At 65.5% G+C, this 23,695-nt stretch carries 23 protein-coding genes; 10 read left to right on the top strand and 13 right to left on the bottom strand.

What is annotated here, in order from left to right; genetic code table 11:
* Positions 1-47 precede the first annotated feature (47 nt).
* The 8 genes from flgF (at position 48) to AC6H0R_RS04425 (ending at position 9,776) form a co-directional block, all read left to right on the top strand.
* Positions 48-785 (top strand): flagellar basal-body rod protein FlgF, encoded by a 738-nt coding sequence (gene flgF, locus AC6H0R_RS04460; RefSeq protein ID WP_497580135.1) that lies wholly within the window; start codon positions 48-50, stop codon positions 783-785.
* Positions 786-911: 126 nt separating this feature from the next.
* A complete protein-coding gene (gene flgG, locus AC6H0R_RS04455) occupies positions 912-1,691 on the top strand; it encodes a flagellar basal-body rod protein FlgG (RefSeq protein WP_497580134.1) in 780 nt (259 codons plus the stop codon).
* A gap of 11 nt (positions 1,692-1,702) precedes the next feature.
* Positions 1,703-2,377, top strand: coding sequence for a flagellar basal body L-ring protein FlgH (locus AC6H0R_RS04450; protein ID WP_497580133.1), 675 nt, complete (start codon positions 1,703-1,705; stop codon positions 2,375-2,377).
* Between the two features lie 13 nt (positions 2,378-2,390).
* A complete protein-coding gene (locus AC6H0R_RS04445) occupies positions 2,391-3,500 on the top strand; it encodes a flagellar basal body P-ring protein FlgI (protein ID WP_497580132.1) in 1,110 nt (369 codons plus the stop codon).
* A 2-nt stretch (positions 3,501-3,502) separates the two neighbouring features.
* Positions 3,503-4,510, top strand: a complete 1,008-nt coding sequence (gene flgJ, locus AC6H0R_RS04440; RefSeq protein WP_497580131.1) for a flagellar assembly peptidoglycan hydrolase FlgJ — start codon at positions 3,503-3,505, stop codon at positions 4,508-4,510.
* Positions 4,511-4,561: 51 nt separating this feature from the next.
* Positions 4,562-7,207 carry a flagellar hook-associated protein FlgK gene (gene flgK, locus AC6H0R_RS04435; RefSeq protein ID WP_497580130.1) on the top strand — a complete coding sequence of 882 codons (2,646 nt, stop codon included), beginning with the start codon at positions 4,562-4,564 and terminating at the stop codon, positions 7,205-7,207.
* An 11-nt stretch (positions 7,208-7,218) separates the two neighbouring features.
* Positions 7,219-9,315, top strand: coding sequence for a flagellar hook-associated protein FlgL (gene flgL / locus AC6H0R_RS04430; RefSeq protein WP_497580129.1), 2,097 nt, complete (start codon positions 7,219-7,221; stop codon positions 9,313-9,315).
* 5 nt (positions 9,316-9,320) lie between these two features.
* Positions 9,321-9,776 carry a hypothetical protein gene (locus tag AC6H0R_RS04425; protein WP_497580128.1) on the top strand — a complete coding sequence of 152 codons (456 nt, stop codon included), beginning with the start codon at positions 9,321-9,323 and terminating at the stop codon, positions 9,774-9,776.
* 17 nt (positions 9,777-9,793) lie between these two features.
* Here AC6H0R_RS04425 and fliR read toward each other — a convergent pair whose 3' ends face one another.
* From fliR to fliF, 13 genes are all read right to left on the bottom strand, one after another.
* Entirely contained in the window at positions 9,794-10,579 is a 786-nt protein-coding gene (gene fliR / locus AC6H0R_RS04420) for a flagellar biosynthetic protein FliR (protein ID WP_497580127.1), read from the bottom strand.
* A 65-nt stretch (positions 10,580-10,644) separates the two neighbouring features.
* Complete coding sequence (fliQ, locus tag AC6H0R_RS04415; RefSeq protein WP_497580126.1) at positions 10,645-10,914, bottom strand: flagellar biosynthesis protein FliQ; 270 nt, start codon at positions 10,912-10,914, stop codon at positions 10,645-10,647.
* Positions 10,915-10,926: 12 nt separating this feature from the next.
* Positions 10,927-11,667 carry a flagellar type III secretion system pore protein FliP gene (gene fliP, locus AC6H0R_RS04410; protein ID WP_497580125.1) on the bottom strand — a complete coding sequence of 247 codons (741 nt, stop codon included), beginning with the start codon at positions 11,665-11,667 and terminating at the stop codon, positions 10,927-10,929.
* A gap of 1 nt (position 11,668) precedes the next feature.
* Positions 11,669-12,091: a flagellar biosynthetic protein FliO gene (gene fliO / locus AC6H0R_RS04405; RefSeq protein WP_497580124.1), complete on the bottom strand. Its 423-nt coding sequence runs from the start codon at positions 12,089-12,091 to the stop codon at positions 11,669-11,671.
* A 138-nt stretch (positions 12,092-12,229) separates the two neighbouring features.
* On the bottom strand, positions 12,230-12,715 hold the full coding sequence (fliN, locus tag AC6H0R_RS04400) for a flagellar motor switch protein FliN (protein ID WP_497580123.1): 486 nt from the start codon (positions 12,713-12,715) through the stop codon (positions 12,230-12,232).
* On the bottom strand, positions 12,708-13,721 hold the full coding sequence (gene fliM / locus AC6H0R_RS04395; RefSeq protein WP_497580122.1) for a flagellar motor switch protein FliM: 1,014 nt from the start codon (positions 13,719-13,721) through the stop codon (positions 12,708-12,710). The genes fliN and fliM overlap by 8 nt, the downstream gene beginning before the upstream one ends.
* Before the next feature lie 12 nt (positions 13,722-13,733).
* On the bottom strand, positions 13,734-14,288 hold the full coding sequence (locus AC6H0R_RS04390) for a flagellar basal body-associated FliL family protein (RefSeq protein WP_497580121.1): 555 nt from the start codon (positions 14,286-14,288) through the stop codon (positions 13,734-13,736).
* A gap of 90 nt (positions 14,289-14,378) precedes the next feature.
* Entirely contained in the window at positions 14,379-15,584 is a 1,206-nt protein-coding gene (locus AC6H0R_RS04385) for a flagellar hook-length control protein FliK (RefSeq protein WP_497580120.1), read from the bottom strand.
* Between the two features lie 110 nt (positions 15,585-15,694).
* The gene (gene fliJ, locus AC6H0R_RS04380) at positions 15,695-16,150 is read right to left on the bottom strand and encodes a flagellar export protein FliJ (protein ID WP_497580119.1); all 456 of its coding nucleotides are present in this window, start codon (positions 16,148-16,150) and stop codon (positions 15,695-15,697) included.
* An 85-nt stretch (positions 16,151-16,235) separates the two neighbouring features.
* The gene (fliI, locus tag AC6H0R_RS04375) at positions 16,236-17,645 is read right to left on the bottom strand and encodes a flagellar protein export ATPase FliI (RefSeq protein WP_497580118.1); all 1,410 of its coding nucleotides are present in this window, start codon (positions 17,643-17,645) and stop codon (positions 16,236-16,238) included.
* Entirely contained in the window at positions 17,638-18,324 is a 687-nt protein-coding gene (locus tag AC6H0R_RS04370; RefSeq protein ID WP_497580117.1) for a flagellar assembly protein FliH, read from the bottom strand. The genes fliI and AC6H0R_RS04370 overlap by 8 nt, the downstream gene beginning before the upstream one ends.
* 12 nt (positions 18,325-18,336) lie before the next feature.
* Positions 18,337-19,341, bottom strand: a complete 1,005-nt coding sequence (gene fliG, locus AC6H0R_RS04365) for a flagellar motor switch protein FliG (RefSeq protein ID WP_497580116.1) — start codon at positions 19,339-19,341, stop codon at positions 18,337-18,339.
* Positions 19,338-21,005, bottom strand: a complete 1,668-nt coding sequence (gene fliF / locus AC6H0R_RS04360) for a flagellar basal-body MS-ring/collar protein FliF (protein ID WP_497580115.1) — start codon at positions 21,003-21,005, stop codon at positions 19,338-19,340. Before fliF ends, fliG begins: the two co-directional genes overlap by 4 nt.
* Before the next feature lie 140 nt (positions 21,006-21,145).
* Here fliF and AC6H0R_RS04355 point away from each other — a divergent pair, with 140 nt between their 5' ends.
* Positions 21,146-22,306, top strand: coding sequence for a sensor histidine kinase (locus AC6H0R_RS04355; protein ID WP_497580114.1), 1,161 nt, complete (start codon positions 21,146-21,148; stop codon positions 22,304-22,306).
* The gene (locus tag AC6H0R_RS04350; protein WP_497580113.1) at positions 22,299-23,657 is read left to right on the top strand and encodes a sigma-54-dependent transcriptional regulator; all 1,359 of its coding nucleotides are present in this window, start codon (positions 22,299-22,301) and stop codon (positions 23,655-23,657) included. The genes AC6H0R_RS04355 and AC6H0R_RS04350 overlap by 8 nt, the downstream gene beginning before the upstream one ends.
* Positions 23,658-23,695 lie beyond the last annotated feature (38 nt).

Here is a 23,695-nt window from a genome sequence, read left to right as displayed (position 1 = left end):
ACGCGGCCTGATGGCGGGACGCCGCCGCAGGTCGCCGGGAGAAGGGCATGGATCGCCTGATCTACACCGCCATGACAGGCGCCCGCAGCACGCTGGACCAGCAGGCTGCCGTGTCGAACAACCTCGCCAACGTCAATTCCACCGGCTTCCGTTCGGAAATACACCGGCTGCGTGCGGTCGAGGTACAGACCGATGCGCTGCGCACCCGCGCCTTCGCGGTGGACGCCAGCGTGGCGACCAACTTCACGCCGGGGCCGATGCAGTTCACGGGCCGCAATTTTGACGTCGCCATCAAGGGCAAGGGCTGGTTCGCCGTCTCCATGCCGGACGGCAGTGAGGCCTATACGCGCGACGGCAGCTTCGAGGTCAGCGCCAACGGCATCCTGCAGACCCGCGCCGGGCGTCCGGTGCTGGGGGTTGATGGCCCGGTGACGGTGCCGCCCGACAGCGAAGTCGTGATCGGCAAGGACGGTTCGATCTCGGTGGTGACCGGCGGCAATGCCTCGACCATCAACGTCGTTGCCGACATGAAGCTGGTCAATCCGCCCGAAGCCGGGCTGGAGCGCGGCGAGGACGGCCTGTTCCGCTACACCGGGGATGCCCTGGTGTTGCCCGATGAAAGCATCGAAGTCGCTTCCGGCTACGTCGAGGGCAGCAACGTCAACGTCGTCGACCAACTGGTTTCGATGATCTCGCTGGCGCGTCAGTTCGAGATGCAGACACGCATGCTGCAGACCGCCGAGACCAATGACCGCGCTGCGGCGCAACTGCTCTCCAACCGCTGACGCCTCAGGGAATAGGGGCGCTTTTCCGGCCTTAATCGCCGCATCACGTGGCGCCCGCCGGACGTAATCTGGCACCGTCGGCCCGCTGGCCTTTACGCCGCGGCGCCCCGCCAAAGGAGTACCGACATGATTCGCTCACTGTGGGCCGCGCGTACCGGCCTGGATGCCCAGCAGACTCAGCTGGATGTGATCTCCAACAACCTCGCCAACGTCTCGACCAATGGTTTCAAGCGTCAGCGCGCGGTGTTCGAGGATCTGCTGTATCAGACGCTGCGCCAGCCGGGCGCCCAACAGACCGCCGAGAGCCAGATCTCCAGCGGCCTGCAGGTCGGCACCGGCACGCGCGTGGTGGCCACCGAGCGCATCTTCACGCAGGGCAGCCTGCAGCAGACCGGCAATGCGCTCGACGTCGCCGTGCAGGGCAACGGTTTCATCCCCATCCAGCTGGAAGGCGGAGTCACCGGCTACACCCGTGACGGCTCCTTTCAGCTCGACAACGCGGGCCAGGTCGTGACGGCCAGCGGCTATCTGGTCGGTGGCGGCATCACCATTCCCGAAGACGCGCTGTCGATCACCATCGGCAAGGACGGCACCGTCAGCGTGCTGCAGCCGGGCAACACCATTCAGGAGGTCGGACAGCTGCTGCTGGCCACCTTCATCAACCCGGGCGGCCTGCAGAGCATCGGCGAGAACCTGTATCTGGAAACCGCGTCGAGCGGCGTGGCCAACGAACAGCCTCCCGGCACCAACGGGGTCGGCGTGTTCAACCAGAACTATGTCGAGACTTCCAACGTGAACGTCGCCGAGGAACTGGTGAGCATGATCATCACGCAGCGCGCCTACGAGATCAATTCGCGCGCCATCCAGACTTCCGACCAGATGCTCGGCCGTCTGACGCAGCTCTAAGAGGCACCGGGATGTTTTCGCCGCTCCGTTTCGCACCGCTGGCCTTGCTCTTCCTGGCGGCGTGTTCGCCGATCTACACGACGCCGAGCACGGCCGTGCATCAGCCGATGAGCGTGCGTCCCGAGATGCAGGGCCAGACGGTGCCGACCACCGGCTCGATCTACCAGAACGCCGCCGTGCGCCCGCTGTTCGAGGATCGTCGCGCGCGCCACGTCGGCGACACCATCACCATCAACCTGGTCGAGCGCACCTCGGCGCAGAAGAGCGCAAACGCCACGGCCGACCGTTCTTCGAACATCGCCGGCGGCATCAATGCGCTGGGCGGGGTGTCGATCGGCAAGCTCGGGCAGCTGAGCGTGGATGCCGGAACCGAATCGGCTTTTGCCGGGCAGGGTGCGGCCGGGGCCAACAATGCCTTCACCGGCACCATCACCGTTACCGTGATCGACGTGTACCCCAACGGCAACCTGCTGGTGTCGGGCGAAAAGCAGGTGGCGATCAATCAGGGCAACGAATTCATCCGATTCTCGGGCGTGGTCAATCCCAACAACGTGACCACCCAGAACACCGTGCAATCGACGCAGGTCGCCGATGCGCGCATCGAATACAAGGGCAGCGGATTCATCGACGAATCCACCCGCATGGGCTGGCTGCAACGTTTCTTCCTGGCCCTGTTGCCGTTCTGACGCGGAGCGCATCATGAATCATCGTTTTCTTCTCCGCCTTGCCCTCGCTGCAACGCTGGCGTTGTCGCTGACCGCGCAGGCGGCCGAGCGCATCAAGGATCTGGCCTCCATCGCCGGCGTGCGCAACAACCAGCTGGTCGGATATGGCCTGGTTGTGGGCCTGGACGGCAGCGGCGACCAGACCACGCAGACGCCATTCACGGTGCAGAGCATCATCAACATGCTCAGCAATATGGGCGTCACGCTGCCGCCGGGAACCAACCTGCAGCTCAAGAACGTGGCGGCCGTGATGGTCACCGCCAACCTGCCGCCGTTCTCGCGCCCCGGTCAGCAGATCGACATCACCGTGTCGTCCATGGGTAACGCCAAGAGCCTGCGCGGTGGCACGTTGGTGATGACGCCGCTCAAAGGCGTAGACGGGCAGGTCTATGCGATTGCCCAGGGCAACGTACTGGTCGGTGGCGCGGGGGCTTCGGCCGGCGGTGCTTCGCAAGTCGTCAATCACCTGTCGGCCGGTCGCATCCCCGGTGGCGCCACCGTCGAACGTGCGGTGGCAACCGCTCTGGGGCAGGGCGAGTTCGTCACCTTCGAACTGCATCATGCCGATTTCGGCACCATGCGCCGCCTGGTCGACGCCATCAACATGGTCACCGCGCCGGGTACAGCGCAGGCGCTTGACGGGCGTACCGTCAAGGTACTCGCGCCGCTCGACCCGACCGATCGCGTGGCCTTTCTGGGCCGTCTCGAAAACCTGATGATCACGCCCGAGCAGCAGGTGGCGAAGGTCATCGTCAACTCGCGCACCGGCTCCGTCGTGATGAACCAGCGCGTCACGCTGCAGAACGTGGCCGTGGCACATGGCAACCTCACGGTCACCATCGGTACCGATGTTGGCGTCTCGCAGCCGCCGCCGCTGTCGGGTGGCGATACCGTGGTGGTGCAGCGCGCCAATGTCGATATCGACCAGCAGGAAAGCATCCTGTTCAACGTGCCGGCTTCGGCCACGCTGTCGGACGTGGTCAATGCACTCAACGCAATCGGCGCTTCGCCGATGGACCTCATCAGCATCCTGCAGGCCATGAAGTCGGCTGGCGCGTTGCGGGCCGAGCTTGAAGTGATCTGACCATGAGCGCCATGGCCTCCCTCAACACCCTTGATCCGCGCTCTTTCGGCGACCTGCAGCGGCTCACCGCCAAGGGGGATTCGCCTGAGGCGCTTCGCGCTGCCGCGCAGCAGTTCGAGTCGGTGTTCATGCAGATGGTGCTCAAGGCCATGCGTGAGGCTTCGCCGCAAGGCGGGCTGTTCGATTCAGAGCACACGAAAATGTTCCAGTCCATGCACGATCAGCAGCTGGCGACCGATCTGGCCTCGCGCGGCAAGGGCATGGGGCTGGCCGACGCGATCTTCCGGCAGCTTGGTGGCGAGGCCATGCAGGCGCAGCACGAGAACGGTCATATAGGGCCGGACGGGCGGCGTTATTTCGATCTGTCGAACGTCACCCGCCCGCCGGCGATGCAGGTCATTCCGCGGCCGGCAAATCCTGCCGCTGTCGGGCCGGATGCGGAAAATGCAGCCGAATCAGCGGCGGAAGTTGCCGCCCCGCAGGCCTCCTCGCCCGCGGCATCGAATGTGCCCGAGCATGTCTCCGGGTTCGTGCGCAAACTGCGCGGCGAGGCCGAGCAGGCGGGCCGAGAACTCGGCGTGCCGGCGCACTTTCTGGTGGCCCAGGCCGCGCTGGAAACCGGCTGGGGCCGTGCGGAGCTGCGTCGCGGCGATGGCTCGACCAGCCACAATCTGTTCAACATCAAGGCCGGCGCCAGCTGGAAAGGCGACACCGTGGAGCTGCCGGTGACCGAATACGCCAACGGCCGCGCCTATACCGAGAACGCCCGCTTCCGCGCCTATGGCTCGTATGCCGAGGCCTTCCGCGACTACGTCTCGCTGTTGCGCGACAACCCGCGTTACGCCGAGGCGCTGGGCCAGCAACAGCCGGCCGGCTTCGCGCAGGGCCTGGCGCGTGGCGGTTATGCCACCGATCCGCAGTACGCAGACAAGCTCGTACGCATCATCGGCGGCGATACCCTGGGCCTTGCCTGGCAGGGCGCGACGCAGCTTGCGTCGGGCTTGCGCTGAAACTGGCAAGCTTCTTGCAGCATGGCTGACAGACGCCCCCAGGAGTAAATCATGTCCGGCATCTTCGGAATCGGTCTGTCCGGCCTGAACGTAGCCCAGTCACACCTCAATACGGTCTCGCACAACATCACCAATGCCGGTACCCCAGGGTACTCGCGGCAGTCCGTTGTGCAGGTAGCCATTGACGCCGAATACGGCGGCACCGGCTATTTCGGACGCGGTGTGCAGGTCGCCGACGTGACACGCGCCTACAACCAGTTTCTCGAGCAGCAGGTGCAGAGCTCCACTGCGCGCAAGTCGCAGTACGCCGCGTACAACGCGCAGATCTCGCAGATCAACAACATGCTGGCCGACCCCGAAGTGGGCTTGTCGCCGGTCATGAACGGATTCTTCGCCGCCGTGCAGGACGTGGTGGCCAACCCCACCAACGTGCCGGCGCGCCAGTCGCTGCTGTCCGCGGCTGAAAGCGCGGCAGCGCGCTTCCGTTCGATGGACGCGCGCCTGCAGGAGATCGGCAGCTCGACCAATGGCGAGATCGCCTACAACGTCGGACGCATCAACACGCTGGCTACGCAGATTGCCGAGCTGAACAACCGTATCTCGCTGGCCGAAGCTGCTGGCGGCGGTGCCACGGCCAACGACCTGCAGGACCAGCGCAACCAGGTCATGGTGGAACTCAACACCATCATCTCGGCGCGCGGCGTGCGAGCCGACGACGGTTCGATCAACGTGTTCATCGGCACCGGGCAGGCGCTGGTGCTGGGCACCAGCGTTTCGCGCGTTACCACCGCGGCCGACCCAGACAACCCCGAGCGCCTGCGCGTGGGGATCGAGACCCCGAGCGGGGCGACCGTGCTGGTCCCCGAGGAGACGCTGACGGCTGGCGCGCTCGGCGGCCTGCTCGACTTCCGCCGTGAAGCGCTGGACACCACTCAGCGTCAGATTGACCTGATCGCGCGCAACTTCATCGAGGCGGTCAACGAACTGCATCGCAACGGCGTGGACCTCGACGGCTTGCCGGGTGGCGACCTGTTCGGGGGGAGCATGGTGCGCGGTCTGAATGGCGCAGCCAATCCGCCGGAAGTCGGCATTGCCAACGACGGCCTGCTCACCTACGACAGCTATCGCCTGACCTATGGTGCTGGCGGCACCTACACGCTCACCCGTGAAGGCGATGGCGCGACCATTGCCGATCCGGCCTCAATCGGTCTGAGCATCAACGTGCCCGCCGACGCGCAGGACGGCGAGGAATACCTGATTCGCCCGCTCGCGGGCAGCGCGCGCGACATCTCGATGTTGATCACTGATCCCGCGCGCTTTGCGGCCGGTCTCCCGGAAACGGTCACGACCGTCAATACGGCAACCGTGAACGTGACGCCGCCGGCCGCTACGAGCACGGCGACCTTGTCCCTCGCCGCCTCGTCCTTCGAGTCGAACGGGCCGATGGCGTCCTTCGCCGTGCGCTTTGACGGCAACCTGAACGAGCTGGTCATTGACCCGGCGGCCGGCTACACCATCGCGCCGGATGCCGGCTATGACACCAGTGGTCCGGTGGATCCGCTGGTGGGCAAGACCTTCACGCTGACCACCCCGACCGGCGAGACCTTTGATTTCACGCTGGCGGGTGAGCCGGTCGATGGCGATGAGTTCGTGTTCGACTTTGCCGTGACCAGTCAGAACGTCGATTTCGCCACGCCGACGTCGGTTCCGACACTGGATCTGGCGAGTACAGCCAACCTGTCGTTGCCGGCCGATTTCGAGGCCAACGGGGCCGTGGCGCCGTTCGTGATCCGCTTTGACGGATTGCTGAACGAAGTCGTCATCGATCCGGCGGCGGGCTACACCATCGTGCCGGATGCGGGTTACGACACCAGTGGTCCGGTGGATCCGCTGGTGGGCAAGACCTTCACGCTGACCACCCCGACCGGCGAGACCTTTGATTTCTCACTGGACGGCGAACCGGTTGATGGCGATGAGTTCGCTCTGAGCTTTGTCGTGGCGCCTCAAACGGTCAATACGGCTACGCCCGGCGTGACACCGGACATCGACGGCCCGGGCACCGGGTCCATATCCTTGGCGGCCAGCGAGTTCGAGGCCAACGGGGCGATGGCGCCGTTTGCCGTGCGTTTCGACGGGGTGCTGAACGAGCTGGTTATCGACCCGGCGACGGGCTACACCATCGTGCCGGATGCGGGCTACGACACCAGTGGCCCGGTGGATCCGCTGGTGGGCAAGACCTTCACGCTGACCACGCCGACCGGCGAGACCTTTGACTTCACGCTGAGCGGTGAGCCGGAAGACGGTGATGAATTCGGCTTCGACTTCAGCATTGAAGTGACCGAGACCACCACGGGCACCGGCCCGGGCGACAACCGCAATGCCGTCGCGCTGGGCGCACTGCAGAACCAGCAGATCATGCTCGACAGCGGTTCCGGTACCCCGACGTCGACACTGCAGTCGGCCTATTCGCAGCTGGTGTCCTTCGTGGGCAACAAGACGCGCGAAGTGCAGACCGCCGAGAAGGCGCAGGCTTCGTTGCTGCAGCAGGCGACCGACGCACGCGAATCGTATTCCGGCGTCAATCTGGATGAAGAGGCTGCCAATCTCGTGCGCTACCAGCAGGCCTATCAGGCCGCCGGGCGCGTGCTGACGGTGGCGCAACGTCTGTTCGACGAAGTGCTGAGCTTCGGTCGCTGAGGAGACCCACCATGCGCGTATCGACTAGCATGATGTACAACAAGGGCCTGCAGCAGATGCAGGCCCAGAGTGCGCGGCTGCTGCAGACCCAGCAGCAGATCGCCAGCGGCCGCCGTATCCTGACTCCGGCCGACGATCCGGTGGCCGCGGCGCGGGCGCTGGAAATCCGCCAGTCGCAGTCGAGCAACGAACAGTTCCTGTCCAACCAGGCCGCTGCCAACGACCGCCTGCGCACCACCGAAAACCGTCTTTCCGGCATCGGCGACATCATGCAGTACATGCGTGAGCGCACCGTGCAGGCCGGCAATGCAGCGCTCGGGCCCGAGGAGTTGAGCTACATCGCCACCGACTTGCGTGGCCAGTACGAAGCCTTGCTGGGCCTGGCCAACAGCCGCGATGCTCAGGGTGACTACGTCTTCAGCGGCTATCAGACGCGGCAAGCCCCCTATACGGGGACTTTTGGCAACATCGCCTATCAGGGCGACGACAACCAGATTGCAGTGCAGGTGTCGTCCTCGCGCTACATGCCGGTCTCCTTCACCGGATCCGACGTATTCGGCAGCGGGCGTCTGCCCGATCCGGGCGTGCAGGTGCGCACGGTGCCTGCGGCGGATGATGCCGCGGCCTCTTTCAACGTGTCGTTGTCGACCACGTCGGTAACGCCCGAGGCCGGCATCAGCTACACCATCCGCTACGACGATACGGCCGGTGACTATCTGGTGACGCGCCGGGATGCCGACGGCACGCTGACCGACCTTGGCGCGGCCACACTTGATCTGGGCGCGCAGACCATCAGCTTTGACGGCGGCGTGGTGTTCAACCTCTCCGGCGCGGCTGAAGATGGTGATGCCCTGCAGGTCTTCGTTGGCGCCAACGGCATTTCGGTGGCCAACGGCAGCGGCCAGACCGGTGCCGGCTTTGATCTGGCGCTGTCGGATACGTCTGCCCAGCCCGATCCGGGCGTGCGCTACATCGTCGAGTGGGACGACACCGCGGGCGACTACCTGGTGACGCGCCGCGAGGCCGACGGGATCACCGAGACCGCGCTGGGCGCGGCCACCTATGACGCTGCGGCGGGTACGCTGGCCTTTGACGGCCTGGAGTTCAACCTCACCGGTGCGCCGCTGGAAGGCGACGTTGTGCAGATCGCCATCAGCCCGCTGAACATCACGGTCGATGCCACCGGCGTCGGCGGCACGGCAACCAGCCCGACCCTGGGGCTGGCCTCGGCCACGCCGGACGCCGGCATCAGCTATGTGCTCAGCTGGGACGATGTTGCGGGCGACTACGACGTAATCCGTCTTGAGGCGGATGGCATTACCCAGACGCCCGTCGGCGCCGCAAACTACGACCCGATCGGCGGTACGCTGAGCTTTGACGGTGTCGATTTCGACCTGCCGGGTACCCCGCAGGCCGGCGACGTGCTGCAGATCGACATCGCACCGCTGGACGTTTTCGTGTCCGGCACAGGCACCCCCACGGATGCGGCCAGTGCGCCGCTGACGCTGGCGCTGTCGGCCGATTCCGCCGAGCCCGATCCGGGCGTGCGCTACATCATCGGCTACAACATCGGCGCCGACGGTAGTGGCGAGTTCAGCGTCATCCGCCGTCAGCCCGGCATGGACGACACCGTCGTGGATGCCACCTTCGACCCCGACACCGGCACGCTGAATTTCGAGAACTCCGAGGGCGAGACCGTTTCCTTCGACGTCGGCGGTGTGCCGCGCGATGGGGATCAGGCCGAGATCTTCGTCACGTCGCGCGACATCTTCGCCAACATGGCGGTGCTGATCGACTCGCTCGAGCGCCCTGGTCCCAGCGTGATGGCCGACGGCCCCGTGGCCTTCGGTCTGGATGCCTTCGACATGGGTCTGGAGAGCGTGCTGCGCGTGCGTGCCCAGGTTGGCTCGCAGATGAGCGAGATCGAGAACCTCGGCACGGTCGGCACCGATCAGGGCCTGCAGTACGCCTCCGAGATTTCGCGACTGGAAGACCTTGATTACGCCGAGGCCATTTCCCGTCTGTCGCAACAGCAGGTCTTCCTGGAGGCCGCGCAGCAAACCTATCTGCGCGTCACCGGCCTGTCCCTGTTCAACTTCCTGAGCTGATCGTCATGCGCCTGATCGCCACTGCCTGTGCTGCGCTGTTGCTGACCGCCTGCCTGCATTCGCCCGAACAGCGTTCGAGTGGCGGATCGGACACTTTTGCCATGCCGGCGCAGACGGCCAAGTCGGACGAGACGGATGAAGCACCGCCGCCGGCCGGTAGCCGCAAACCGGTGTGGGCAGCCATTCCCGATCTGATGATTCCCGGTTGGGAGGTCAAGGTCGTGCAGGTGGACGAGCAGCGCTTCCGCCTGCACTTGCGCATGCGTCCGTTGATTACTGGCGGTGATGGTGAAGCGCGCACGGCCTTCCTGCGCAGTGCGCGCGAGATCGTCGATGCCGGTGGCTATGCCCGGTATGACGTGGTGCGTTACGAGGAGACCATCGATTCCGGGATGTTCTTTGCCCGTCGCGGCGCCATTGGCGAGATCCGCGTGGTGCAGTCGCAAAGCTGGGGAATGTAAGGGTGTAGGCAGTTTCCCTACACGCCCGCAAGGGCCCGCAACAGGGCATCCACCGCCTCGAAGCCGTACTCGAACAAGCGCTGCAACATTGGCGCCAGGATGCTCAGGCTGAGCATCAGCACAAAGAAGCCCACCGCCAGCGTCACCGGAAAGCCCACCGCGAAGAGGTTCAGCTGCGGTGCGGCACGCGTCAGGATGCCCAGCCCGATGTTGGCGATCAGCAGCGTGGCGACCATGGGCAGCGCCATCATCACGCCCGCTGCAAACATCACCGAGGCATGACGCACGATCACCAGCCAGCCCTGTGACGAAGTGGATTCGCCGACCGGCAGCCATTCAAAGGTGTGCACCAGCACCTGCACCAGCATCAGGTGGCCGTCCAGCGCGAGAAACACCAGCAGCGTGATGAGACCCAGGAATTCGGCGATGACCGAACTCTGACCGCCGGTGGTCGGGCTGAAGAACACCGCGAAGGACAGACCCATCTGCAGTCCGATCATCTCGCCGGCAAGGTCCACCGCGGCGAAGAACAGCCGCATCATGAAGCCCAGCGCGGCGCCGATGATGAACTGATGCACGAGGATGCCCAGCGCTTCCCAGGAGTCGGTCGGAACTGCCGGCATCGGCGGCAGCGCCGGCAGCACGGCCATGGCCATGGCCAGCCCGGCCGCCAGCCGGATGCGTACCGGAATGCCACGGTTACTCCACAGCGGCGCCGAGGCGAACAGACCAAGCAGCCGCACCAGCGGAAACATCATGGCGGCAAGCCAGGCATCGAGTTGAGCAGCGGTGACGGCGAGCATGGCGGGGCTTCAGCAGGAGCGACCGAGCGTGGGCAGGCGTCCGTCCCTTGTCATGGCGAGAGAAATCACCCGATCGAACTGGGGATGGACGTGAACAGCCGCGTGGCGAAATCGGTGATCAGCGTCATCATCCACGGCCCGGCCAGCACCACGGCGATAAAGATCGCAATCAGCTTCGGCACGAAGGACAGGGTCATTTCGTTGATCTGCGTCGCGGCCTGGAAGATGCTCACGGTCAGGCCGGTGACCAGTGCCGCGAGGAACAGCGGTGCGCTCATCAGCAACGTGATCTCTACGGCCTGGCGGCCGATGTCCATCACCATACCCGGGGTCATAGGTGCATCTCCTTAGACGGCAAAGCTCTGCACGAGCGAGCCGATGAGCAGGGTCCAGCCGTCGATCAGCACGAACAGCATGATCTTGAATGGCAGCGAAACGATGACCGGCGACATCATCATCATGCCCATCGACATCAGCACCGACGCCACCAGCATGTCGATGATGAGGAAGGGGATGAACACGATGAAGCCGATCTGGAAGGCGGTTTTCAGCTCGGACGTGACGAAGGCCGGCACCACCACGCGCATCGGCAGTTCTTCGGCGCTATCCACCGGCGGCGTCTTGGACAGGCGTGCGAACAACGCCAGGTCGTTCTCGCGAACCTGCTTGAGCATGAAGGCCTTGATCGGATCGGCCGCGCGCGTGACGGCTTCGTCGAACTGGATCTGGCCGGCGGTCAGCGGCTGATAGGCCTCGCCGTACACCTTCTCGGCCACGGGCGACATGATGAAAAAGGTCAGGAACAGCGCCAGACCGAGCAACACCTGGTTGGGGGGCGAAGTCTGCGTGCCCATGGCCGAGCGCAACAAGGCGAAGACGATGATGATGCGCGTGAAGCAGGTCATCATCAGCACCACGGCCGGAATGAAGGACAGCGCGGTGAGCAGCAGCAGCGTCTGGATGCTGAGGCTGTAGGTAGTCGAGCCGCCGGGGCCGTCCGAACTGGTGAAGGCCGGCAGGCCCTGGGCGGCGGCGAGCGCCGGCGCCAGCATCAGCAGGACGGCGAGCAGGCGCAGTGTCAGCCGCATCTCAGTTGTCTCCGCGGCGGCGTTCAAGCGCCTGCGAGAACCAGCTCTGGAAGCTGGCGGCGGGCGCTTGTGGCGGCGGGGCTGCATTCTTGCGGAAATCTTCGGCGTCGAGCGTGTGCAGGGTGTTGACGCTGCTCTGCGTGACGCCCAGCACCAGCACCTTGTCCGCCAGTTCGACCAGTACCACGCGTTCGCGCGTGCCGACCGATGCGGCGCCGAGTACCTTGAGCCCGCTGGCCGCGCCGCGCGGACCGGACAGGCGCTTGATCAGCCACAGGCTGCCAAGCAGCAGGGCGACGACGACAGCCAGGCCGCCGACGAGCTGAACCAGGCTGGAGCCCAGATCGGGCGGGGCAATGTCCGTCGCCTGCGCATGGGCCGTTGCGCTGGCGATGAAAAACAGGGGGAGGGCGGTGGTTCGCACGAGGGCAATCCGCAAGGCTTCGACGCCACAAGGATAGGCGCCGAGGCCCTGCGGCCTCGCGTGAAAAAAGCGGAGAAAGGCGCGTCTAATCCGCGCTTGGAACGGGGCGCCCCGTCCGTGCGAGGCACCGGCAGATCGTCAGCCGCGGATCTTCCGCATGCGTTCGGCGGGCGTGATGATGTCGGTCAGGCGGATGCCGAACTTGTCGTTCACCACCACGACTTCGCCTTGGGCGATCAGCGTGCCGTTGACCAGCACGTCCATGGGCTCGCCGGCCAGACCGTCGAGCTCGACTACCGAGCCGTGTGCGAGCTGCAGCAGGTTGCGGATCGACAGCTTGGTGCGACCCAGTTCCACGGTGAGCTGCACCGGGATGTCGAGGATCATGTCGAAGTCGTTCATCGAGCCGGCGCGGGCGCTGCCGGAGCCGAAGTCTTCGAACAGATGACTGGCGGGCTTGGCCTGGTAGGGCGATTCACCGGCCTCGGCGGCGGCAGCGAGTTCATCGGCGACGCGCTGTGCCTCGTCGTCACCGGTGCCGGCCTCGGCGGTGGCCTGTTCGGCCATGGCCGCGGCCCAGTCGTCTTCGCTGATCTGACCTTCTTCGGTTTCGTTCTCAGCCATGGTTCTCTCCGGCTTGCTGGGTGGGGTCGCCTTCGGCCTCTTCTTCGGCCACGAACTTTTCCACCCGGATTGCGTAGTGCCCGTTCTGCGTGCCGAAATGGCCGCGGATCACGGGGACGCCGTCGACTTCCATCGACAGCTGTTCCGGTACATCGACCGGGATGACATCGCCCACGCGCAGATTGACGATGTCACCCAGCGTCACCTGGGCTGAGCCGAAATGCGCCGTGAGCGGCACATCGGCGGTCTGCAGCTGTTTCGACAGCAGCTTGACCCAGCGGTTGTCCTGCGTCAGGTGGTCGCTCTGCATCGTCGAATACAGCACGTCGCGGATGGGCTCGACCATCGAGTACGGTTTGCACATATGCATTTCGGCCTGTGCACCGCCAAACTCAAGGGTAAATGTGGTCGCGATGACGATTTCCGACGGTGTGGCGATGTTCGCGAACTGCGAGTTCATCTCCGAGCGCACGTATTCCAGCTCGATCTTGTACACCGGCGCCCAGGCGCGGGCGTACTCGGTGAACACCACGTCGAGCATGCCCTGGATGATGCGTTGTTCGGTCGGCGTGAAGTCACGCCCTTCGACGCGGGTGTGAAAGCGCCCGTCGCCGCCGAACAGGTTGTCGACCACCAGAAACACCAGATTGGGGTCGAACACGATCAGCCCGGTGCCGCGCAGCGGCTTGACCTGAATCAGGTTCAGGTTGGTTGGTACCACCAGGTTGCGCACGAACTCGCTGTATTTCTGGACCTTGATCGGCCCTACCGAAATCTCGGCGCTGCGGTGCATGTAGTTGAACAGGCCAATGCGCAGGTAGCGGGCGAAGCGCTCGTTGATGAGCTCCATCGTCGGCATGCGGCCGCGGACGATGCGCTCCTGCGTGGCGATGTTGTAGGGGCGGACACCGCCTTCCTCGCCTTCGGCAGCCTCCTGCTCGTCCGGCTCCCCCGTGACGCCGCGGAGCAGGGCATCTACTTCATCCTGGGAGAGAAAGTCGGACATGCAGGGCGCTCCTTACTGGATGATGAAGGAGTTGAACAGCACGGAATGCACGGGGGCATTGGCCCCGCCCGGGAGCGCAGACCCGAGGACGCCATTGATGTCGGAAGCGATCTCGGTGGCCAGCACTTCCTGGCCCTGCGGCGTACTGATCTCGGAGGGCAGCTTGCCGGTCAGGCGCAGATTGATGCGGTGACGGATCTCGGGCATGAAGTTCTTCAGCGCGTCGCCCGTCTTGGCACTGTCGACCCGCACGGCCATGATCACCTGCAGATAGCGTTCGCCGCCTTCAGGCTGGAGATTCACCACGAAGGCATCCAGCGGCACGAAGACCGGCGGGCGGGAAAGATCAACGGTTTGGGCGGCCTGCACTGGTTCGGCTCCCTCTTCACCCGAGCTGAGCTCGTTTTTCTTCTGCAGCAGCAACCACACCACCACGCCACCGCCGATCAGCGCCAATACGACGACGATCAGGATCAGACGCTTGAGCTTGCTGCCCAGGCCTGAGGAGCGTGCAGCAGGCTCTTCGTTCTGCATGCTTTCCATTTCGGGCGGTTTTGCGGTGGCCATTCAGTTCTCCGGTCGATTCTCGATGATTATGCTCGATCCCGGATGGCTGAAACGCCCGAATAAAAGGTGTGGTCGGCTTCAATTCGCGCTTCAGGCAAAGGTGTCGATGACACCGTTGCCGCTCCTTACCCACGAACTCGTTGCCGGTGCAGCGGCTACCCCGGACGTGCCGGCTTCACCACCGGCATGCCGGCCCCAGCCGCCACGTTGCTCGTTGCCGCCGCCGTCATGCGCACGCTGGTCTCCCGAAGTGCTGACATTGGTCTGGCCGAGGTTGATGCCGGCCTGCTGCAAAACTTCACGCAGGCGGGGCATGGCCTGTTCGAGCGCGTCGCGGGCGGCTTGCGTGGCCGCGACGAAGTGGGCAGTGGTCTGTTCGCCATTCACCTGGATCGAAACACCGAGTTTACCGAGACTTGGCGGAGTCAGCACGAGTTCCGCCTTGCTCTCGTTTCGACCGAGCATCCACGACACCTGATTGCCGATCTCGGTGGCCCAGCCGCGCTGGTTCGCCGGGGTGGTGACCTGCAATTGGGTCAGTTGCTGAATCTGCTGGCTCGCTTCGCCGCGCGCGGCAAAGGGCAGGCCGGCGCCCTGTAGTCCGGGGCTGGCTTCACCGCGCAAGCCGGCCAGCACCTGATCGGCAAAACTGCGGCCCGGGGCGGACTGGGTGGCCAGGGTCACGGCTTGCTGAATGGTGTTGTCGCGGCTGGATACGGCAATCGGCAGTTCCCCGCTGTCCTTGCCGGAGGTGCCGGGCAGGCTGAACTGGGGTGTGTTGCCGTGTGCCGCGTTGCCGCCCTTGCCTTTGCCGGCGTCGGCCGTCAGCGGGCCGACCGTGACAGCAGGGGCGTCGCCGTCGATCCGCGCGGCGCTGCGGCCGGTGGCCACGGCAAGTGCGGCAAGGATGGCGGCAATCTCTGCCGGTACGGCGGCAGGGGTTTCCTCTTCGGTGGCCGCTTGCTTGCCGCCTTGTTCGGCCGGCGCATCGCTCTTTGCGGTAGCTTCGGCCTCGCGGTTCGGCGCGGTTTCGGCCGGACGCTCGGCCGTCGTTTCCTGCGGCTGCTCAGCGTTCTGCTGCCGGCCTTCCTGCGGTCGGGCCGACTCGCTGCTGCGCTCGTTCTGGCGTGGCTGCGCGGATCGGGCGGGTTCCTGGCGTTCCGGTTCGCGGACGCGGTCGAGCGTTGCCTCAAAACTGGCATTGCCCGAAGGCTCCGGATTCGGCGTGGCCTGGAATAGCGCCGCCGGGTTCAGATCGGGCCTGGTGGCCCCGGCATGAATGGAAGTGTGTGCCATGTGCTCTGCTTCCTGGTTGATTCGTTCAACCGGATAGAGCAATCGGCGTGCCAGTTCGGGAGTGTGTGCTGCGATCGCGCCTGCTGCGGGCGGATGCCCGCATTACGCGGTCATTGATCGTCGGACGGTTCGCGCCGTGCGTAGCGGTTGGTGGTGTGTTCATCCGAAGCGCGTTGTTCAAGCTTGTTGAACTGCTGCTGTTCGCGTTCGAGGTGACGCTCGTGCAGGGTGTCGAAGGCCTTCAGGCGGTTGCGCTGGTTGACCCAGGCCTCCTTGCCGGCCGTGGTGCGGCGTTGGGACTGGTCGAGCAGGCTGCGCTGGATGTCGATGGCTTCGTCGATGCGTGCCATGAAGGCGCCGTAGTTGCGCAGCGTTTCCACGCCGAGTCCGTCGCTGACGGCATTGCGGAAGCGTTCGATGTATTCGCTGCGGTACTCCTGCAGCAGCTCGAGCTTGCGCGAGCCCTCCTGTTCATGCGCGATCAGTTTCCCGAGCTCGCCGGTAGCGGTCTCGAGGTGGCTGCGCGATTGATCCAGCAGGGGTTGGAGTACGAAGGGTCGGGACATGAGGTGCAATCAGTGCGCCAGCGTTGAAAGTCGTCGGCTACGAGTCAGTCTAATCCGCGCGCTGGCAATGTGCCATCGCCGGTCCTTACACCCCGGCGAGTTCCGGGAACAGGGCGGTGAGGCGGTCGCCGGCGCTCTTGAAGCTGTCCTGCTCGTCGATACGTTGCTGCAGATAGGCTTCCAGTCCGGGGTACATCGCCACGGCCTGGTCCAGCGTCGGATCGGCGCCGGGCTGGTAGGCGCCGACCGCGATCAGGTCGTGCGAGCGCTGATAGCGCGCGAACAGCTGTTTGAAGCGGCGTACGCGTGCCATGTGCGAATCAGGCACGAGGTTATGCATCACGCGCGAGATGGATTGCTCGATATCGATGGCCGGGTAGTGGCCCTGATCGGCCAGCGAGCGCGACAGCACGATGTGACCGTCGAGAATCGCGCGTGCGGAGTCCGCAATCGGGTCCTGCTGATCGTCGCCTTCGGCTAGCACGGTGTAGAAGGCCGTGATCGAACCGCCGCCCTCCGAGCCGTTGCCGGCGCGCTCGACCAGCGCCGGCAGGCGTGCAAACACGCTTGGCGGGTAGCCGCGCGTGACCGGAGGCTCGCCTACTGCCAGCGCGATTTCGCGCTGGGCCATGGCGTAGCGCGTGAGTGAATCCATGATCAGCAGAACCTGCTTGCCCTGATCGCGGAAGTGTTCGGCAATCGAGGTGGCGTAGGCCGCACCCTGCAGCCGCATCAGCGGGCTCGTGTCGGCCGGGGCAGCAACCACCACCGAGCGCGCCAGCCCTTTCTTGCCGAGGTTTTCCTCGATGAATTCCTTGACCTCGCGGCCGCGTTCGCCGATCAGGCCGACCACGATCACGTCGGCCACCGTGTAGCGCGCCATCATGCCGATCAGTACCGACTTGCCGACGCCAGAGCCGGCGAACAGGCCGATACGCTGGCCGCGGCCGACGGTGAGCAGCGAGTTGATGGCGCGGATGCCGACATCCAGCACGTTGCGGATCGGCGCGCGCGACAGCGGGTTGTATGAGCGACCCTGCAGCGAACGGGTGGTGTCGGCAGCAATGGCGCCGAGGCCGTCCAGCGGCCGGCCGGCGCCGTCGACGACGCGGCCGAGCAAGCCGTTGCCCACCGGCAGCCGCTTGGCGCGATCTGCGTTGCGGCGATGCACCGGTGAATTGCCGGTCAGCGAAACCGGCGGTGGCCCGACCTCGACCGGCCGCACCGGGGCGCCCGGGGCCAGACCCTGCACGTCATCGGTCGGCATCATGTACAGCCGGTCACCGTGAAAGCCGACTACCTCGGCTTCAACGGTGCCGCCGCCGAGTGCCTCGATCTCGCAACTGGCGCCGAGCGGCAGCTTGATGCCGGCCGCTTCCATGACCAGACCGTTGATGCGCGTCAGGCGGCCCGAAACGCGGATCGGGTCGATGGCGCCGACGCGGTCGGTGTGTTGTGACAGGAACTTGCGCCAGACGGCGGTGTGGTCACGCATCGTCTTCTGCCGCGCTTTGTTCGCCTCGGCCGATGCCTGCGAGTACGCGCTCCCAGCGCGTCGGCAGGGTGGCGTCGATGTCGCAACCGGTGGCTTCCAGACGGCAGCCGCCGCGCGCCACGGCGGCGTCCTCGATGAGGTGGTGATGGCCGGTTTCGAGCTGGTCGTCGAGGTGCGTGCGCACCAGCTTCACGTCCTCGGGGTTGAGATGGATGCGCACCTTGCCCTGCGGCACCTGTTGCAGCGCTTCGCGAACCACCGCGACCACGGTCTCGGGTGTGGCTTCCAAGGTGTCACCGACCATCTGGCGCGCCAGCGCGATGGCCAGCGTGGCGATTTCCTCGGCGACGTCGCCGCCGAGCTGGTCGAGTGCCCCGTCCATGGCGCGTACCAGCCGCGTGAGCTGGGCGGCTTCCGTCTGGGCTTTCTTCATGCCCTCGTCGAAGCCGGCCTTTTGGCCGTCGCTGCGGGCCTGCTCGTACATGGTTTCGATTTCTTCCGCGGTCGGCAGCTTGACCGGGGGCTCCGTGGGCTCCGGGGGCGCTGGCGTTTCGGCCGCCTTGGCTGCTTCGGGCGGTGCCGCCGTGGCTTCTTCGGCGGGCGGCTCTTCCTCGTTGTCGAAGGAGGGCGGTGTCCAGCGCTGATAGGCGCCAACTGCCTGATGACGTGTCACGCTCATGCGCTTGCCCCGTTATACGAAGGCATCGTCGCTGCCTCGGCCACTCATTGCCAGCTGGCCTTCCTCGACAAGACGACGCACGGTCTTGAGGATTTCCTTCTGCTCGGCCTCGACCTCGGACAGCCGCACCGGGCCGCGTGCCTCGAGATCCTCGCGCATCATCTCGCCGGCGCGTTGCGACATGTTGGTGAAGAACTTCTCGCGCAGCTCCTCGGACGAACCCTTCAGCGCGATGACCAGCGAATCCGACTGCACTTCGCGCAGCAGGGTCTGGATGCCGCGGTTGTCCAGGTCGAGCAGGTTCTCGAAGACGAACATCTCGTCGAGGATCTTCTGGGCCAGCTCGGGATCGTATTCACGCACGTTGTCGAGCACCGCAGTCTCGGAGGCCGCGCCGACGAAGTTGAGGATTTCTGCCGCGTGGCGCACGCCGCCCATCGCCGCCTTCTTGATCGACGACGATGCGCCGGCCAGCAACTGCGTGAGCGCGTCGTTGAGCTCCTTGAGTGCGATCGGCTGCACGCCGTCGAGCGTGGCGATGCGCAGCACTACGTCGTTGCGCAGACGGTCGGTGAACTGCTTGAGAATCTCGCCGGCCTGGTCGTATTCGAGGTGCACCAGGATGGTGGCGATGATCTGCGGGTGTTCGTTGCGGATCAGGTCCGCGGCGGTGGCCGGGTCCATCCATTTGAGGCTTTCGATGCCGGCGGTGTCCGAGCCCTGCATGATGCGCGAGATGATGTGGCCGGCGCGTTCGTCGCCCAGCGCCTTGGTCAGCATGTCGCGGATGTGTTCTTCGTTGGCTTCGAGCGGTGCGCCGGCCTCGAAATGGTCTTCCAGTTCGTTGATGATGGCCTCGACCTTGGGGCGCGACTGCGCCGGCAGCGACGCCATGGCCATGCCGAGCTTCTGTACCTCGCGCGGGCCGAGGTGACGCAGCACCTCGGCGGCCTCGTCGGGGCCGAGGGTGAGCAGCAGCAGGGCACTCTTCTCGATGCCCGGGTCGACCGAACTCATTTCTTCTTCTCCTCGCCCGCGCCGCCGCTGGCCATCCAGCCGCGGATCAGGTTGGCCACTGCCTTGGGATCGCTCTTGGCCATTTCACGCGCGTTGGCGAGCCGGTGGTCGAAAGACTTGTGGGTTTGCTTGTTCGAGAGCTTGACCATGAAGTCCTCGTCTTCATCCTCGTCACTCGGCGGTGGAGGCGGTGGCATCGACGTGATGATCCAGCGCGTGAGCGGCTTGACCACTGCAAAATACGCGAAGGCCAGCGCCGCGACCAGCAGCAGGTACTTGAGTGCGATCATGGCCGGGCCGGTGATGTCCGGATCCTTCCAGAGCGGCAGCGGCACCATGGCCGGATCACCGCTTTCTGCGAACGGTGCGCTCGACACCTGCACGTTGTCGCCGCGTTCGGCGTCGAAACCGATGGCGCCCTGGATCAGGGCTGTCAGACGCGTGATCTCTTCGGGCGTCAGCACGACGTTGCGCTCCTGGCCGTTGGGCATGGTCTCGCTGCGCTGACGCACCACCACGGCGACCGACAGCTTGCGCACCTGGCCCGAGGCGTGGCGGATGTGCTGGATGTTGCGGTCAAGCTCGTAATTCAGTGTAGCCGAGCGATTGCGATTGACCGGTCGATTGTCGCCGGTTGCAGCGTTGCCATCGACACCCCCCGCTTCGCCGGTGACGATGGGGGCCGTAGCGGGGACCGGTGGCTGGTTGGAGAGTGCGCCGGGCACGCCGCCCGGGCCAGGCACGCCGCTGAACTGCTCGGAGGTCTGCTGGCTGCGGATGGCCTGATCCGGCGCCGGGTTCGGACGGTAGGTTTCGGCCGTTTCCTCGATGCGGCTGAAGTCGACATCGGCGGCAACCTGGGCGCGGAAGTTGCCGGGGCCGACGAGCGGCGTCAGCAGGGCTTCGAGGCGGCGCTGGTAGCCCGATTCGAGCTCGCGCACGTAACCGATCTGCGTGGCGTCCAGGCCCGCTTCGCGCATGGAGCCGGGTGCGCGGGTGAGCAGGTTGCCGGTCTGGTCGACGACGCTGACGCCATCGCTGGACATCTGCGGCACGCTCGACGAGACCAGGTGCACGATGCCGGCGATCTGCGCCTGATCCAGCACGCGGCCGGGATACAGGCTCACCATCACGGAGGCCGAAGGCTTCATCTCATCGCGCAGGAAGCCGCTCTGCTTCGGGATGGCCAGATGGACGCGCGCGGCCGCCACGGCCGAAATCGACTGCACGGTGCGCGACAGCTCGCCTTCGAGCGCACGCTGGTAATTCACCTGTTCGAGAAACTGCGACACGCCCAGGCGCTGGTTCTCCATCACCTCGAAGCCCACCAGCCCGCCCTTGGGCAGACCTTCCGCGGCCATGCGCAGACGCACTTCGTGCACCTGGCTGGACGGGATCATGATCGTGCCGCTGCCGGGTCCGACCTTGTAGGGCACGTTCTGCTGCTGCAGGGCGGCAATGATGGCACCGCCGTCGCGCTCTTCGAGATTGGCGAACAGCACGTCGTACTCCGGCGTGCGCGTCCATGACCAGGTGGCGACCAGAAAGGCCACCAGTATGGCGATGATCGCAGCGCCGGCCAGTTTCTGGCGCTGGCTCAGATTGCCCAGGTGCTGCATCACCTGCTGCGGAGAGGGCTGGGGAGCGGTGTCGGCTGTGGCCATGTTCGGATTCCTTCGCACGTCGCTTTGACGGATGGCGGCATTGTGGGCGCGGCATGGCAAGTGCGAAGCATGGATAAGCGGCATTTTTTGCCGCCTGTTTGCCGGTTACCATAGGTCACCCAGCAAGTACTCTGCCAGCCGTGAAAGAGCCCTCTGACCTCACCGTGCCGGAACCCGATCCCGGGCAGCGCCTTGATGCCGCGCAGCTCGCGGAGGCGTTTACGCTGTTCGCGCGCGCGTCCGAAGAGCTCTCCGGTGCCTACAACGCGCTGCAGGCCCAGGTCGCGCAGCTGACCGAACGCATGAACGTGCTGATGGGTGCGCTGCCCGCCGGCGTGGTGGTGCTCGACCGCGAACGTCGTGTCGTGCAGCTCAACCGCGCCGCGCATGACTTGCTTGGCGGGGGTTGCGAGGGTCTGGCCTGGAGCGCCATTGCGGCCTGCTTCCAGGCAACCGACACGCCGGGCGAGGTGGCCGCGGGCGACGGTGCGCGAGCGCGTCGCCTGGCGCTGTCCGAAGCGGCGGTGGAATCGGGTGACGAGCACATTGTCTTGCTGCACGACGTCACCGAAGCCCATCGCATGCGTCTGCATGCCGAACGCAACGAGCGCCTCGCCGCCATGGGCGAGATGGTGGCCGGGCTGGCGCATCAGCTGCGCACGCCGCTCTCCGCCGCCATGCTCTACACATCCAGCCTGCGCAAACCCGAACTGCCTGCAGCCGACCGCGAGCGCGTTGGCGAGCGCGCCATCGAGCGGCTGCGCTATCTCGAACGCCTGATCAGCGACATGCTGCGCTTTGCGCGTGGCGATCAGCTCGGGCGCCAGCGCTTTGCCGTATGCGAACTGGTGCGTGAGCTGGTGCATACGCTGGAACCGGTAGCCCGGGCCCGCCGTGTCGATTTCGGTGCCGAATGCGCCTGCGGCGACAGTGAGATCGTCGGCGACCGCAAGGCGCTGGCAGGCGCGCTCACCAATCTGATGGAAAATGCCATCCAGGCCTGCGGCGAAGACGGCCGCGTGCAGATCGAAGTCTTCGCCCACAAGGATCACATCGTGTTCAGCGTGGCGGACAATGGCCCGGGCATTGCGCCGGCTGAACAGGCACGCATCTTTGAGCCCTTTTTCACCACGCGCGCCGAAGGTACCGGTCTCGGACTGGCCATCGCGCGCGGTGTGGCGCGCGCCCACGGTGGCGAGATCGCGCTCGATTCCGCGGCCGGCAAGGGCGCCACCTTCACGCTGATCCTGCCGGCCACCGCCGCCAATGAACCCAATCAGGAAATCCCCGCGCATGAGTGAATCCGCCATCCGCCTGCTCGTCGTCGAAGACGATGCCGCCCTACGCGACGCCGTGTGCATGACACTGGAGCTTGCCGGTCATCACGTTGTCGGTGTCGATGGTGGCCCGGCTGCGCTGGTGGCCATCGAACGCGAGCCCTTCAACCTCGTCATCAGCGATCTGCGCATGCAGCCGATGGACGGCCTGGAACTGCTCGGCGCCATCCGCGCCCGCCTGCCGCAGATGCCGGTACTGCTGATGACCGCCTACGGTGATGTCGAAAAGGCCGTAGCCGCCATGCGTGGCGGTGCCTGCGATTTCCTGATGAAGCCCTTCGAGCCCGACGCCTTGCTCGGCCACGTCCGTCGGCACGCTGCGCAACCGGCGTCCGGGGATGATGTGGTCACCGGCGACGCGCGCACCCATCAGCTGCTGCAGATGGCCGCACGCGTCGCCGCGTCGGATGCCACGGTCTTGCTCAACGGTGAATCCGGTACCGGCAAGGAAGTGTTCGCGCATTACATCCACGCGCATTCGCCGCGCGCGGCCCAGTCCTTCGTCGCGATCAACTGTGCGGCGATTCCCGAGAACCTGCTCGAAGCCACGCTGTTCGGCTACGAGAAGGGCTCGTTCACCGGCGCGCAGGTTGCGCAGGCCGGCAAGTTCGAGCAGGCCCAGGGCGGCACGCTGCTGCTCGACGAAATTTCCGAGATGCCGCTGGCGTTGCAGGCCAAACTGCTGCGCGTACTGCAGGAGCGCGAGGTCGAGCGCGTCGGCGGCCGCAAGGCGATTGCGCTGGACATCCGCGTGCTCGCCACCAGCAACCGCGACATGGCTGCCGAGGTGGCCGCCGGCCGCTTCCGCGAAGACCTGTTCTACCGCCTCAACGTGTTTCCGCTGCAGATTCCGCCGCTGCGTGAGCGCCCCGGCGACATCCTGCCGCTGGCGCGTCATTTCCTTGCGCGGCATGCCGCCACCATCCGCCGTTCGGGGCGTCTGGATGCCGCGGCCGAAGCCCTGCTGCAGACTCACCCCTGGCCCGGCAACGTGCGTGAGCTGGAGAACACCATGCAGCGCGCCTTGATCCTCGCGCCGGGTGAGGTCATCGACGCCGCCACGTTGTCGCTGTGCCTGCCGGCCGGCGCAGCCGACAGCCTGCCGCCGCCATTGTCTGCCGCCATGCCGGCAAGCTTTGCCGCGACGCCGGCCGCGCGCCCCGACAACATGAAGGATCTCGAGCGCGAACACATTCTCTCGACGCTGCGTGAGGTCAATGGCTCACGCAAGCTGACGGTCGAAAGGCTGGGTATCTCGGAGCGGACCTTGCGCTACAAACTCCAGCAATACCGTGATGAAGGTCACGATGTTTAAGGAACGGGCACGTAGCGCCGTAAGTCATACAAATGCTT

The sequence above is a fragment of the Pseudazoarcus sp. NS36 genome (genome assembly GCF_059703705.1).
This window is presented reverse-complemented; position numbering and strand designations above follow the sequence as displayed.